Annotated in this window: 10 protein-coding genes; 5 read left to right on the top strand and 5 right to left on the bottom strand. The window is 59.4% G+C overall.

The window, feature by feature from the left end; translation table 11 throughout:
* From AAC083_RS20770 to AAC083_RS20760, 3 genes are all read right to left on the bottom strand, one after another.
* On the bottom strand, positions 1–1,197 hold a 1,197-nt coding region (locus AAC083_RS20770), incomplete at its 3' end, for a YgiQ family radical SAM protein (protein WP_108535547.1).
* 173 nt (positions 1,198–1,370) lie between these two features.
* On the bottom strand, positions 1,371–4,487 hold the full coding sequence (locus AAC083_RS20765; RefSeq protein WP_108535546.1) for an efflux RND transporter permease subunit: 3,117 nt from the start codon (positions 4,485–4,487) through the stop codon (positions 1,371–1,373).
* A complete protein-coding gene (locus AAC083_RS20760) occupies positions 4,487–5,536 on the bottom strand; it encodes an efflux RND transporter periplasmic adaptor subunit (RefSeq protein WP_181364599.1) in 1,050 nt (349 codons plus the stop codon). The genes AAC083_RS20765 and AAC083_RS20760 overlap by 1 nt, the downstream gene beginning before the upstream one ends.
* 198 nt (positions 5,537–5,734) lie before the next feature.
* Here AAC083_RS20760 and AAC083_RS20755 point away from each other — a divergent pair, with 198 nt between their 5' ends.
* Both AAC083_RS20755 and AAC083_RS20750 read left to right on the top strand, forming a co-directional pair.
* The gene (locus AAC083_RS20755) at positions 5,735–7,276 is read left to right on the top strand and encodes a sensor domain-containing diguanylate cyclase (protein ID WP_108535544.1); all 1,542 of its coding nucleotides are present in this window, start codon (positions 5,735–5,737) and stop codon (positions 7,274–7,276) included.
* A 46-nt stretch (positions 7,277–7,322) separates the two neighbouring features.
* Positions 7,323–8,192, top strand: coding sequence for a patatin-like phospholipase family protein (locus AAC083_RS20750; RefSeq protein WP_042038277.1), 870 nt, complete (start codon positions 7,323–7,325; stop codon positions 8,190–8,192).
* Between the two features lie 286 nt (positions 8,193–8,478).
* Here the strand turns inward: AAC083_RS20750 and AAC083_RS20745 are convergent, their stop codons facing one another.
* Entirely contained in the window at positions 8,479–9,840 is a 1,362-nt protein-coding gene (locus AAC083_RS20745) for a sodium-dependent transporter (protein WP_108535543.1), read from the bottom strand.
* A 204-nt stretch (positions 9,841–10,044) separates the two neighbouring features.
* Positions 10,045–10,311 carry a helix-turn-helix domain-containing protein gene (locus AAC083_RS20740; RefSeq protein ID WP_005298604.1) on the bottom strand — a complete coding sequence of 89 codons (267 nt, stop codon included), beginning with the start codon at positions 10,309–10,311 and terminating at the stop codon, positions 10,045–10,047.
* A 259-nt stretch (positions 10,312–10,570) separates the two neighbouring features.
* Between AAC083_RS20740 and AAC083_RS20735 the strand changes: the two genes are divergently transcribed.
* From AAC083_RS20735 to AAC083_RS20725, 3 genes are all read left to right on the top strand, one after another.
* The gene (locus AAC083_RS20735; RefSeq protein ID WP_108535542.1) at positions 10,571–11,167 is read left to right on the top strand and encodes a hypothetical protein; all 597 of its coding nucleotides are present in this window, start codon (positions 10,571–10,573) and stop codon (positions 11,165–11,167) included.
* A 307-nt stretch (positions 11,168–11,474) separates the two neighbouring features.
* The gene (ompA, locus tag AAC083_RS20730; RefSeq protein ID WP_108535541.1) at positions 11,475–12,494 is read left to right on the top strand and encodes a porin OmpA; all 1,020 of its coding nucleotides are present in this window, start codon (positions 11,475–11,477) and stop codon (positions 12,492–12,494) included.
* Positions 12,495–12,926: 432 nt separating this feature from the next.
* Positions 12,927–13,553, top strand: a 627-nt coding sequence (locus AAC083_RS20725) for an outer membrane beta-barrel protein (RefSeq protein WP_146181542.1), incomplete at its 3' end; no start/stop codon positions are given.

Below are 13,553 nucleotides of genomic sequence, written 5' to 3'. Positions count from 1 at the left end.
GCTCTGGATGATGCGCCCCTCGTGCTCTGTGATGGAGCAGAAGGAGCAGCCGCCGAAGCAGCCACGCATGATGTTGACCGAGGTCTTGATCATCTCGTAGGCCGGGATCTTCTCCTTGCCATAAGCCGGGTGCGGCACCCGCTGATAGGGCAGGCCGAACACGCCGTCCATCTCGTCGGTTTCCAGCGGGAAGGCGGGCGGGTTGACCCAGACGATGCGATCGCCGTGGGCCTGGGAGAGCGCGCGGGCGCAGCCCGGGTTGGTCTCGTGGTGCAGGATGCGCGACGCATGGGCGTAGAGCACCTTGTCTTCCTTCACCCGCTCGAACGCCGGCAGCTTCACATAGGTTTTTTCCCACGGCTTCTGCTTGGGTGGCTGCACCAATACCGGCTTGGCTTCTTGCTCCACCGGCGCCGTGCCTTCGTCATCCGAGCAGGGCGCACCTTCCATATAGGGGTTCATGATGGGGTCGATGCGGCCGATCTGATCCAGCTTGCTCGAATCCACCCCGCGCCACTCGGGCAGCGGCTCCTTGCGGATCACCGCGGTGCCGCGGATGTCCTGCATGGTGTCGATGGTCTCGCCATTGGCGATGCGGTGTGCCACTTCGATGAGCGGCCGCTCGGCGTTGCCATAAATGAGGATGTCGGCCTTGGCATCGAGCAGGATGGAGCGGCGGATGGTCTCGGACCAGTAGTCGTAGTGGGCGATGCGGCGCAGGGACGCCTCTATGCCGCCGATGACCACCGGCACTTCCTTGAAGGCTTCTTTACAGCGCTGGGTATAGACCAGGGTGGCGCGGTCGGGCCGCTTGCCGCCTATGTCTCCCGGGGTGTAGGCGTCGTCGTGACGCAGCTTCTTGTCGGAGGTGTAGCGGTTGATCATGGAGTCCATGTTGCCCGCCGTCACCCCGTAGAAGAGGTTCGGCTTGCCCAGGCGCATAAAGTCATCCTTCGATGACCAGTCCGGCTGGGCGATGATGCCGACCCGAAAACCCTGGGATTCCAGCATGCGGCCGATGACCGCCATGCCGAAACTCGGGTGATCCACATAAGCATCACCGGTCACCAGGACTATGTCACAGCTGTCCCAGCCGAGCTTGTCCATCTCCGCACGGGACATGGGCAGGAAAGGCGCCGTGCCGTAGCACTCGGCCCAGTAGCGGGGATAGGAGAAAAGGTGGGTAACCGGCTGCATTTTGAACACCTGGAACAATTCGGGTCGCGCATTATACCGGCAGAGCGAAGCGGGGGCGATGGCTTTTTGCCCCTATAGATCCCACGGAATAGCGCGGCCACTGGCAATAGCAAGGGCGCCCGCAGGCGCCCTTGTGATGATGAGGCTGACAACTGGCCCCTGTTGGATTCAAGTCAGGGCGCCGGGGGGGGGGACTCCCCTGCCCCCTTGGCGGCCAGCGCCTCGTCTACCTGTTGATCCCGCGCGCCGGTCATACCGGCTTTGCGCGCCAGCAGATGATAGATGGCGGGCACCACCAGCAAGGTCACCAGCGTCGCCAAAGAGAGGCCGAAGAAGACCACGGTACCCACTGCCATCCGGCTCTCGTAGCCCGCCCCCATGGAGAGCATCAGTGGCACCGCGCCGATAATGGCCGTGAGCGAGGTCATCAGGATGGGGCGCAGACGGCGCACCGAGCCTTTGATTATCGCCTCCTCGAACCCTTCGCCACGCTGGCGCAACTGGTTGATGAACTCAACGATGAGGATGCCATTCTTGGTCACCATGCCGATCAGCATGATCATGCCGATCTGGCTGTAGATGCTCATCTCCTGCCCCGTTAACCAGAGACCGAGCAGACCGCCGAAGATGCCAAGCGGCACAGTCACCATCACCACCGCCGGGGTCAGCATGCTCTCGAACTGGGCCACCAGCACCAGATAGACCACCAGCAGGGCCAGCGCGAATATCATCACCATCTCGCCCTGGTTATCGCGATAGTCCTTGGACTCACCGGCGTAATCCACCGTCATGCCGCTCGGCAAGTTGGCGTCGGCCCAGCCATCGAGAAAATTGAGTGCTTCGCCGAGAGTGTGATCAGGATGCACATCCGCCGTCAGGGTGATCGCCTTCTGCCGCTGGTAGTGGTTAAGGCGGTTGGCCGTCGCCACCTGCTTGACGGTGGCCAGAGTGGAGAGACTCACCATCTCGCCACTGGCGGCCTTGAGGTAGATGAGGCTGAGATCCGAGACGCCGTTGAACTCGGTCTGGTTGCCGCGCAGGTAGACGTCATACTCCTCCCCCCTGTCCACATAAGTGGTCTTGCTCACCCCGCCCAGCATCGCCTGCAAGGTGCTGGCAACGGTGGAGACCGGAATGCCGAGCTGGCTGGCGCTGTCGCGATTGATGGTCACCTGCAGCTCGGGGGTTTTCTCGGCATAGTCGAGATCCGGGCTCAGCATCAGGCCGCTGGCCTGCGCCGCTTTCTGCAGCGCCAGCCCCTGTTGATACAGCTCGGCATAGTCATTGCCCTGCAGCACGAACTGCACCGGCGCGGTGGAGCCCCCCCGGAAACCGGGCTGGAAGGTGCGGATCATCACGTCGGGAATACCGACCAGTTTGGCGCCCAGCGAGCGGGAGAATTCGGTGGCGGTGACATCACGCTCGGCCCAGTCGGAGAGCTGGATGATCACCATACCGGTCTGGTCGCCGCCACGGCCAAAGGCGGGGGTGCTGAAGCTCATGGCCTGCACCACGCCATCCCCCAGCATCGGCATGATGGCGGCTTCCACCTGCTGCATGTTGCGCTTCATCCGCTCGATGCTGGTTCCCTCAGCCCCCTTGACGAAAACGAACACCACACCGCGATCCTCGGTGGGGGTGAGGCTGTTGGGCAGCAGGCTGAACAGGGCGCCGATGCCGCCAAGACAGAGCACCAGCACCAGCGGCACCCAGCGGGAGTGGCGCAGCACTTGCGCCAGCCATGCGCGGTAGTGCAGTTCGACCCAGCCAAGGCCGCGGTCGAGGGCGGCGGTCAGCCGGTTCGGCCGATCGAGCGGGCGCATCAGCCAGGAGCCCATGGCGGGCGTGAGAGTGAGCGCCACCAGCGAGGAGCAGAGCACCGCGAGCGAGAGTAATATGGCAAATTCGGTAAAGAGCCGCCCCACCATACCATCCATAAAGGCGATGGGGACGAACACCATCACCAGCACGGCGGTGGTGGCGATCACCGCAAAGCCCACCTCGCGGGTGCCGTGCCAGGCGGCAAGCAGCGGTGGCTCGCCCCGTTGCAGATGATGGTGGATGTTCTCCACCACCACGATGGCGTCATCCACCACCAGACCGATGGCGAGGATCAGCGCCAGCAAGGTGATGAGGTTGATGGAAAAGCCGAGATACCAGGCGCCGATGAAGGCTGAGATGAGCGACACAGGCACGGTAATGGCCGGGATCAGGGTGGTGCGCCCCTGCCCGAGGAACAGGTATAGCACCGCCACCACCAGCACGGCACAGATGGCCAGGGTCATGTAGACCTCGTCGATGGCCTGCTTGATGAAAATGGTGGAGTCGTAATCGACCTCGAGCACAGCCCCTTGTGGCAGGAAGCGCTGCATCTCGACGATCTTCCTCTCGATCCCCTGCGCTACCGCCAGCGGGTTGGCGGTGGACTGGGCCACTATGCCTATCCCCAGGCTCTCGCGGCCATTGCGCTGATAGGCGCTGTCTTCGTTCTTGGCCCCCACCTCCACGTCGGCGATATCCGCCAGGTAGATGCTTTGGCCGTTGGCGGCGGTGCGGATCTGCAACTGGCGGAAATCATCTGCGGTGTGATAGAGACGGGCGATCTGCACCGACATGGTCATGGAGTTGTTGCGGATCTCGCCGCCCGGCAGTTCGATGTTCTCCCGCTTGAGGGCCTCCTGCACGTCCGCCACTGTGATGCCACGGGCCGCCATGTCGGCGGGCCGCAGCCGCACATACATCACCCGGGTCAGGTCGCCGGAGAGCATTACCTCGCTCACCCCGTCCGCCAGACTCAGAGGATCGACCAGCACCCGGTTGGCGTAATCGGTCATGGCTGTGCGATCCATCTGGCTGCTACTGAAGTTGAGCCAGATCGCCACGTCGCCGTTGCCGTTGTCCTTGGTGACCATAGGTTCATCCACGCCATCCGGCAGCCTGGGGCGGGCGCGGGAGATGGCGTCACGCACATCCGAGGTGCCCTCCACCATGTTCCAGCCGAGCTTGAACTCCACCGTGATGACGGAGCGCCCCTTGCGAGTCACCGAGTTGATGTTCTTGATGCCGCTGATGCCGGAGAGCTGATCCTCGATGGGCTTGGTGACCTGGCTCTCCATGACGGCTGGCGCCGCCCCCTCATAGGTGGTGGAGATGGAGACGGACGGCGTCTGCACGTCCGGCATCTCCCGCACCGTCAGCTTGCTGAAGGCCACCAGACCGAACACGGTCAGCAGGGCACTCACTACCACGGCCACCAGCGGGCGACGTACAGAGATATCGGAGAGCCACATCAGCCTTTTACCTCCGCCAGATCGTGCACGCTGGCGCCGTCACGCAGATTGACCAGCCCCTCAACCGCGATGCGATCGCCGACCTTCAGGCCCTCGGTAACCCACACCTCCTCGCCATGGGTATCCCCCAGCACCACGGGCACCCGCTTGACCAGGCCATCAGGCTCGAGCCGATAGACGAAGCGCAGCTCGCCGGCATACTCCACCGACTGGGCCGGGATCAGGGTCATCTTCTGGGGCGGCAGGGAGAGCGCCAGGTTGAGCAGCATGCCGGGCCGCAATTGACCGTCGGGATTGGGGATGATGACGCGCGCCTTGATGTTCTGGGTATCGTTGGAGACACGGCTGTCCAGGGTCTCCAGCACGCCACGAAATGCTTGATCAGGCCAGGCCGAGCTGGTTGCCGTCACCGCCATACCGGGACGCAGCTGGGAGAGATAGCGCTCGGGCACCGCCAGATCGAGCCGCAACTTGGCCAACTCATCGAGATGAAGCAGGGTATCACCGCTGTTGACCAGGGCCCCTTCACTGAGATCAATCAGGCTGACGGTGCCGTTGAAGGGGGCCTGCAGGGTGCGCAGCGACAACTCGTATTTGGCCGCATCGGCACGGGCCTGGGCCTGGGCCACTATGGCCTCCTGCCCTTCCAGCTCGGAGGTGGTGATGGCACCGCGCGCCACCAGCCGGCGCATATCCCGCAGCTTGCGGGCCTCATCGCGCACGCTGGCGTTCTGCTCCGCGAGCTCCGCCTGCTGCTTGCCCGCATCCAGCGCTATCAGGGTATCGCCCTGCTTGACCTGCTGACCGGAACGCACCGCTATCTTGACGATACGCCCTGTCACCTCGGGGCTTATCACCACGGAGCGGTTGGCGGCCAGCTTGCCCACCAGCTTGATGGTGGGTTCGGCCAGGCTCTGCTTGACGGTTTCGGTGCGGATATTGACCTGTCTGGCCGGCGCTTTGGGGGCCGGTTCGGTGTGACGCAGCGCCCAGACACCGGCAACCACGATAAAAAGAAGGCCCGAGCCGAGCCAGATACGCATTTTCATCGAACAATCCATGAAGAGTGAAAGGGTAAATCCAGATTGGGTCCATTTTAGCCACAGACTATGCCGTGACTATGTATAAATGTGACAAAACGTAACAGGAAGGCGATGAGATCACTGCATTTTTTGCGGTTCTATTTTTTTTCCGGCTACCTCGCTTACACTAACGACAGTTTCCTTTGTAACGCCAGATAGCTGCCTATGCTCAACGTGTCCGACGCCCGCTTTCCCACACGCCTTACTTGGCTGCTGTTCGCTCTGGTCATCCTGCTGATTGGTCTGACCTTGCGGCAAAACCTGAAACAGATAGAGAGCCTCTACCTGAGCGACACCCTCAATAGTGCTATTCACCTTCAGGATCGGTTCCAGAGGACCGACACCTTTCTCGAAGCGATGCGCGGTCAGGCCGAAGAGCGGCTGCGCAGTGACCCTCAATCGGAGCTGACTCACCAGCTCTACAGCTATATCCAGCAACTGCCGGACCAGGGACTGGTGCTCGACAAGCTCCCCGCCGACCTGCCTGCGGGGCTGGCAGGCAACCTCACCGGGGAAGGCCCATTACCTTCCCCCGGCAGTGAGCGGGAGGCGCGATTTCATCTGGCGCTGAGTCTCTCCCCCTTGCTGGCCACCGCCAGCCAGCGCCTTGGTGAGGAGATCGCCTGGGTCTACTTTACCGGTGTGGACAACTTCATCTACCTCTACCCATGGATCCCCTCCAGCCAGTTCCGCTTTAGCCGCAGCATCTATGAGAAGCACTACTGGCAGGATGCGCTGATGTCACCCAACCCCACACAGGACACCATTCTCTCCCGCCCTTACGAAGATTTCGCCGGACTTGGCACCATGGTCACCATGTCCCAACCTCTTTACAAAGACGGGTCACTGGTGGGGATGATTAGCATGGATATTCTGCTCTCTCGCCTGCAACTGCAACTCGATCGGCTGACGCCCGCGCTGGGACAGTATCTGCTTCTCAACCAATACCATCAGGTGCTGGCCAGCAGTACGAAGGAACCGCGAATCCCCCAGGATCTTGCTCCAACTGTACAGTACCAGTGGCGAGAGGGGGCATTGCAACTGACGCTAGCTGTCCCCGATACCCCCTTGCTGCTGGTGCACAGCGTCACTCTGCTGCCGCTGGCATGGACCCTTGCCTACCAGTCCGCTCCAACCCTGCTCGCCATCCTTTTCTTACTGCTGGCGGCACTCTCCAATCTGAGGTCCCATCGCCTCAACCAGCGGCTCAACTATCTCTCCTGTCATGATGCCCTCACCGGTGCCTTCAACCGCCACTATCTGGTCCTGCTGGAGCAAACTGGCAGCCTGGCGCGGCTCCGGCCGGGCATGCTGATGTTCGACGCGGATCACTTCAAACGGGTTAACGACAACTTCGGCCATGCCGTTGGCGATATCGTGCTGATCCGGCTGGTACAAATCTGCCAGCAGCAACTCGGCCCATCAGACCGCCTGGTCCGCTGGGGCGGTGAGGAGTTCCTGCTACTGATCGGCCACAGCGACGTATCCCGTCTCGGCGAACTGGCGGAACAGATCAGGATCGCGGTCGCCGACCACGACTGGGCCACCATCGAACCTGAGCTGGCCGTCACCATCAGCCTCGGCTATTACCCCCACGAGGAGAGCATCCAGCTCCATGAAGCGGTGCGCCGCGCCGACATGGCGCTTTATCAGGCCAAGGCCAACGGACGCAACCGCAGTGAAAGATGGCTGGGTGACGCCTCCTGACTTGCGAGGTAAGCTGGTCACCTAACCCCTTTTTTGGAGGAAAGTTGTGCCACGTAAACCCCGCGTAGGGCTCGCTCTCGGGAGCGGCGCCGCCAGAGGATGGGCACACATTGGTGTCATCCGTGCCCTTGATCGCCTCGGCGTCAAACCAGATCTGGTAGCAGGCTGCTCAATCGGCAGTTTCGTCGGCGCCGCCTATGCTGCGGGCAAGTTGGACAAGCTCGAGTCCTGGGTTCGCGGCTTCAGCCGGCTGCAAGTCGTCGGCCTGCTCGATCCCGCCCTCTCCGGCGGCCTGTTTCGCGGTGAGAAGGTATTTGGTCTCGCCGCCAGCCATCTGGGGGATCCCGATCTCGAGAACCTGCCCATCCCCTTCGCCTGCATCGCCACCGAACTCGACACCGGCCGCGAGATCTGGCTGCAACGGGGCTCGCTACGCCAGGCGGTGCGCGCCTCCTGTGGCATGCCGGGGATCCTCACTCCAACCCGGGTCAACGACCGCTGGCTGGTAGATGGCGCCGTGGTCAACCCGGTTCCCATCTCGCTGGCCCGCGCCATGGGCGCAGAGGTAGTGATTGCGGTTAACCTCAACAACGACATGCACCAGCCCTGGACCGACGGACCGGATCAACCGGGTGGCGGCGGCTTGCTCAGTCAGTGGCTTAATCGCGGCGAATCGGCACCGGCAACTCCCGGTCTGTGGAGCGTGATGAGCGGCTCTATCAACATTATGCAGGAACGGATCACCCGCGCCCGAATGGCGGGGGACCCGCCGGAAATCCAGCTTTGTCCACGCCTGGGCAGCTTCTCCATCATGGATTTTCATCGTGCCAGCGATGCCATCAACGAGGGGGAGGCCTGTGTCGAACGCAACCTCGATCAGCTCAAGGAGGAGCTGGGCCGCCTCGGGTTGCTGTAACCCTCCCCCAATCGCACCAACCAAAAAAGAGCGCCTTGCAGCGTAACGCCTGTCAGTTAAGCATTTTTGTGACTGAATATTCGAAATATTGAATAACAGGAACGGTACCATGGTTAACGCGTCAATGTGGCTGACACCTTTGCCCTGATGGGCATCCAATAAAAAGAGGGAGGCATTATGCCTCCATCACTCTTTGGCCCTTATACCTCGCGGGCTGAGACTCACACTCTCTTAACTGACTGGCATTAGCTTTGCCGCGCTCTTTTTCTATGACAAAACAGCAGGCTTAGAACAGCCCCAGCCCTTTGAGCATCACGATCAGGATCAACAGCGGCGATACGTAACGAATGATGAAGAACAGTGGTTTGAGGATCGGCAGAGCCAGCTCGCCGCCATTGGTCAGAGCATCGCGCATCTTCTCCTCACCCCATACCCAGCCCACAAACAGGCAGAGGAAGATACCGCCCAGCGGCATCAGGATGTTGGAGGAGAGGTAGTCAAACAGATCGAAGAAGGTCTTGCCCGCAATCTGCACATCCGCCAGCGAGCTGTTGGAGAGCGCACAGGTGGAACCCACAGCACCCAGTACCAGCAGGTTGATCAGGGTCGCCTTGGGGCGGCTAATCTTGAAGCGCTCGGAGAGCACCGAGACCGGCACTTCCAGAATGGAGAGCATGGCACCGGTGGCCGCAATAGCGGACAGAACAAAGAAGAGCACCATGAAAACATGGCCAAACGGGATACTGGCAAACACTGCCGGAATGGTGATGAACAGCAGGGAGGGGCCGGCCGAGGGCTCGAACCCGAAGGCAAACACGGCTGGGAAGATGGCGATCCCCGCCAGCATGGAGACAAACAGATCGGCGCACATCACCCGGAAGGTGGTGAGCGGAATGTTCTGATCATCCCGGAAGTAGCTGCCATAGGTCATCATGCAACCCATACCGATGGATAGCTTGAAGAAGGCCAGCCCCATGGCGGTCAGTACCACGGCCCCGGTGATCTTGGAGAAATCTGGCGAGAAGAGGAAGGAGAGACCTTCGCTCGCCCCCGGCAGAGTCAGACTGCGGATACCGATCACCAGCAGCAGGATAAAGAGCACCGGCATCAGCTTCTTGGTGACCGCTTCGATCCCCTTGGAAACCCCCATCAGCAGTATGCCCCCCATCAGCGCCAACACCAGCCATTGCCAGAGCAGGCTCTGCAGCGGGTTGGTGATGAGCGCATTGAAGGCAGCCCCCGTGACCGCAGGGTCGGTCGACAGTATCTCGCCGCTGATGGCCTTGAAGATATAGGCGAACACCCAGGCCGCCACTTCGGAATAGAAGGACATGATGAGGAAGGCGGCGACCACTCCCATCACAGCAATCAGCCACCAGGGTTGCCCCTTGGGGCTCAGTTTGCTCAGGGTTGTCACCGCATCGGCCTTGCCCTTGCGACCCAGCATGATCTCGGAAATCATCACCGGCAATCCCACCAGCAGGGTGGCAATCACATAGACCAGCAGAAAACCGGCGCCGCCGTTTTCACCCGTCAGATAGGGAAATTTCCAGATATTGCCCAGCCCGACGGCAGAGCCCAGGGTCGCGGCAAGAACACCAAATTTACTGGTAAAGCCATCTCTGACCTGGGGAATGGTTTGACTCATACTTGTCTCACTGTGCGCATCACGCGAAGGATAATACTGATTTTATAGCAGGAATTTTCTGAGGATTAATCCGGCTTGCCAAGATATTTTCGTTAAAATCCCGGACGAAGGCACAATTAGCCAAATTTAATTAACTGAAGTGGTTATTAGATGGATAAAAAAATGCCGCCTCAATGGCGGCATTTTTGTCAAAGCCCAAATAAATCAAGCCTTGGCAATATCGTCCGGACCGATCTGGCCAATTTCGGCGACTTTCTTGTCAGCCAGCAGCCAGAGGGTGAACTTGTGCAGCTCCGGGTGATGCGCCAGTGCCACCAGGAAGGCGCCACCAACTTCACGATAACCCAGTTCATAGTTCTTCAGGGTGGTCGGGGGAACACCCAGCAGATCGGCAAACTTGGGACGGCTCAAACCGACCGCTTCACGGATCTGACGGATCTTTTTACCAACAGTTACGATATTTGAATTCATATTGTTCAATACTCCGTACGGCGGATTAACTCCACCTTTATTTTTCGCGACGACTCGTAGTCAAGTGTATCAGTTTTGAACGGACTCGTTATGGTCGAGCCTCTATCTTTAATCAGCGTCTTTCGACGACAACCCTTGCAAACATTGGGGATGGTAATCGCTCAACCGCCTCAGGTAAACAGTCTCGAAAAGAAACCTTTATTGTTGCAGCAGAAATAACTCGTATAATCCGCTAGCTATCCCTAAAGAGTAGGAACTCATGGCACTCCCCGGCATAATCTCCTGTTTACACCCAGTTTCAACACCCGCAGACCTCACCCGCCAGTTGATGCAAGGCCAGCAGACACGCGCCGAAGCCTTCTGGTTACCTGCGGCCATGCATGAGCAGGCGGCGGCGATTTTGACCGCGCTCAATGATAAAAGCAGCCTGTTTCTCGAACAGCCCGTGCCCGGCCTGCCCCTGCGTAGTCACGATGGAGTCTTGCAAGAAGACGGACATCTGCTGCTCGGTAATGGCCACGGCCTTGCCCTTGCCAACGAGCAGGGAGACGGGGGTCTGGTGCCTGAAAGCGGGCTCGCCGAGATGGCGCTCTGGCTGGAGGCGGGTCACCGCCATTTTCGCTGTTCAGCTGCGGTTCAGCCCGTGGCGCGGGCCATCCTCAACATCTGGCCCCTCGACCCCTACTTAGCCCGTCATTTTTTGCTCAGCTTCACACCCTTACTGTGCGAAGCAACCGAGGCCGATTATCTGGCGGTATTCCAGGCGAGGGTATCTCCCTCTATGGCGCAATCTGACTGGGTTCAGGCCTATATTAAACTCGAAAAGAAGCTGCACAGAGCCTATTTGGATCACTAATTAATTCGGATAAACAGCCAGTTATCCACGCGACACAATTTGCCATATGGATTATGTGTGAGCTTGATCATGTTTTGAAATCGGCATAGAGTGCGCCACGTCATCGGAATGACGTCGGCTGTTCGTGAAGGGTGAAGGCATTGCTTACGCTGCTACCCGCTCGCTTGTGCACCAGGAATGTGTGCCTCCCGGATGGAACCGGGATCCCTGCCAGACTCAACGCTGTTGTTCGGCAGAGCCTGCAGCTTACATAAATTAAAAAGTGCGAAGCACGTGAACAACGTGCCATCTCTACGAGGATTTTTTTATGATGAAAATGGCCCCTTCCTTGATCGCCATCGCTATGGCTACCATGGGTGCAACTGCAGCTCACGCCGCTGACGACATCTACTTCGGTGCCGGTGTCGGTGCTGCCCACTTCAACGGTCTGAACAAAATCGAAGGCGTGAACACTGGCGAAGAAAACGCGGCTGCTGCCAACGCCTTCGTTGGTTACAACTTCACCGAAAACTTCGGTACCGAATTAGGCTACCAGTACGCTGGCCGTGGCAACACCGATGGCAACCGTTACGAAAACCAGGGTGCCACCCTGTCCGGTATCGCTCGTCTGCCGCTGGGCGGCGACTTCTCTGCCTTCGCTGAAGGCGGCGCCTACTGGGCTCACACCGACGGCATGGGCACCAGCGATACCAGAGTATCCCCGCTGGCTGGCCTGGGCGTGACCTACAAGGTTAACGACGCGCTGGATCTGCAAGCTCGCTACCGCTACATGTGGGACGTGGCTGACCTGCAAGTCAACGATGTACGCTACAAGTCCAACCAGAGCGTTGCGACCCTGGAAGCCGTATACCACCCGTTCCGTTCTTCCTACGTAGCGCCGGCTCCGGCTCCGATTGTTGAAGAAGCTCCGGCTCCTGCCCCGCAGGTTGTTGAGAAGAACTTCGCTCTGAACTCAGACGTGCTGTTTGCCTTTGGCAAATCCACTCTGAAGCCGGAAGGTGTTGCCGCGCTGAATACCCTGTATCAGCAGATCGTCGACGTGCAGCCGCGAGATGGCAGCGCCGTGGTCGTCGGCTTTACAGACCGCATCGGTTCTGAAGCACACAACCTGAAGCTGTCCGAAGCCCGCGCCCGTACCGTTGCTGACTTCCTGGTGAGCAAAGGTATGGCTGCCGGCAAAGTCACCATCGAAGGTCGTGGCACCGCCAACCCGGTCACCGGCGCCCAGTGCGACGGCATCAAGGCCAGAGCACAGCTGATCGCCTGCCTGGCACCGGATCGTCGCGTAGAAGTTCGCATCTCTGGCGTAAAAGAAGTTCAGAAATAATCTGACGCTGTTCAGATGATGTGAAAAGGGGATGCCACGGCATCCCCTTTTGTTTTCCCGCTTTCCATTGATTAATAGTGAACGCAGCAAGACGCGACACTTTCTGTCAAACCGTCTCCCCCGCCACACGCCCTGCTTGTTCGCTCAAACCCGCACAAGTGCTGGATACCTGTACAGAAACTTGATAAAAGTGGGTCAAAAGAATACAGTTACTCAGCTTGTGAGGGATTAGATGAACTTTTAAAAGTGCTTATTGTCCGGTTAGTTGTCCATGAGGCCAAGACTTCATGAGTATCCAGGATACCGTCTCTTTTTTCATTCAAGCCAGTCGTGATACACCATGGAAGTCGCAGCTGAATTGTCACCTGTGACCGGTATAACTGAAGAGTGCGCAGTACGCCCTAGCACAGCAAACTCAACGAGGATGAAACGATGAAAATGAAAATGGCACCAGCCCTGATTGCTCTGGCCATCACGGCAATGGGAACTTCCACCGCTCAGGCAGCCAACGACTGGTACACAGGTATCGGCGCCGGTTGGGCTTATGGCCATGACCTGAACGACTTTGACAAAGACGCTGATCAGGACGCTACCGCGCTCTCCCTGTTTGGTGGTTACAACTTCAATGATAACTACGCCGCTGAACTGGGCTACCTCTACACCGGCCAATTCGATGTCGACGGTGCCGAGTTCAGGACCCAGGGAGCTACCCTGTCCGGTCTTGCCCGTCTGCCACTGGGCGACATCTTCTCCGTATTTGCAGAAGGTGGAGCCTACTTCAGCAATGTCAACGGCAAAAACAGCAGCGACCAAGTCACCGTGCCGCTGGCCGGTCTGGGCCTGACCGCCAAGCTCACCGACCTCCTCGATCTGCAAGCCCGCTACCGCTACCTGTGGAACGTGGGTGATGAGAATGTGACCGGGGAAACCAACATGAGTTTGGCCACCCTGGAACTGGTGTTTCACCCGAACCGCACCTCTTACGTTGCCCCCGTCCCGGCACCGGCTCCCGAGCCGGTTCCTGAGCCAGTGATGGTCGAAAAGAACTTCTCCCTGAGC

Origin of the sequence: Aeromonas sp. HMWF014 (genome assembly GCF_963878295.1) — a bacterium.
GTDB classification, from domain to species: Bacteria; Pseudomonadota; Gammaproteobacteria; order Enterobacterales; family Aeromonadaceae; genus Aeromonas; species Aeromonas popoffii.
The sequence above is the reverse complement of the archived record's forward strand: the minus strand, read 5'-3'. Positions and strand labels throughout refer to the sequence as shown.

Excerpts from the sequence above, each read along its gene's own strand:
- ompA (WP_108535541.1), top strand. The coding sequence starts at position 11,475 with ATGATGAAAATGGCCCCTTCCTTGATCGCCATCGCTATGGCTACCATG.
- AAC083_RS20765 (WP_108535546.1), bottom strand. The coding sequence starts at position 4,487 with ATGTGGCTCTCCGATATCTCTGTACGTCGCCCGCTGGTGGCCGTGGTA.
- AAC083_RS20735 (WP_108535542.1), top strand. The coding sequence starts at position 10,571 with ATGGCACTCCCCGGCATAATCTCCTGTTTACACCCAGTTTCAACACCC.
- AAC083_RS20740 (WP_005298604.1), bottom strand. The coding sequence starts at position 10,311 with ATGAATTCAAATATCGTAACTGTTGGTAAAAAGATCCGTCAGATCCGT.
- AAC083_RS20755 (WP_108535544.1), top strand. The coding sequence starts at position 5,735 with ATGCTCAACGTGTCCGACGCCCGCTTTCCCACACGCCTTACTTGGCTG.
- AAC083_RS20745 (WP_108535543.1), bottom strand. The coding sequence starts at position 9,840 with ATGAGTCAAACCATTCCCCAGGTCAGAGATGGCTTTACCAGTAAATTT.
- AAC083_RS20760 (WP_181364599.1), bottom strand. The coding sequence starts at position 5,536 with ATGAAAATGCGTATCTGGCTCGGCTCGGGCCTTCTTTTTATCGTGGTT.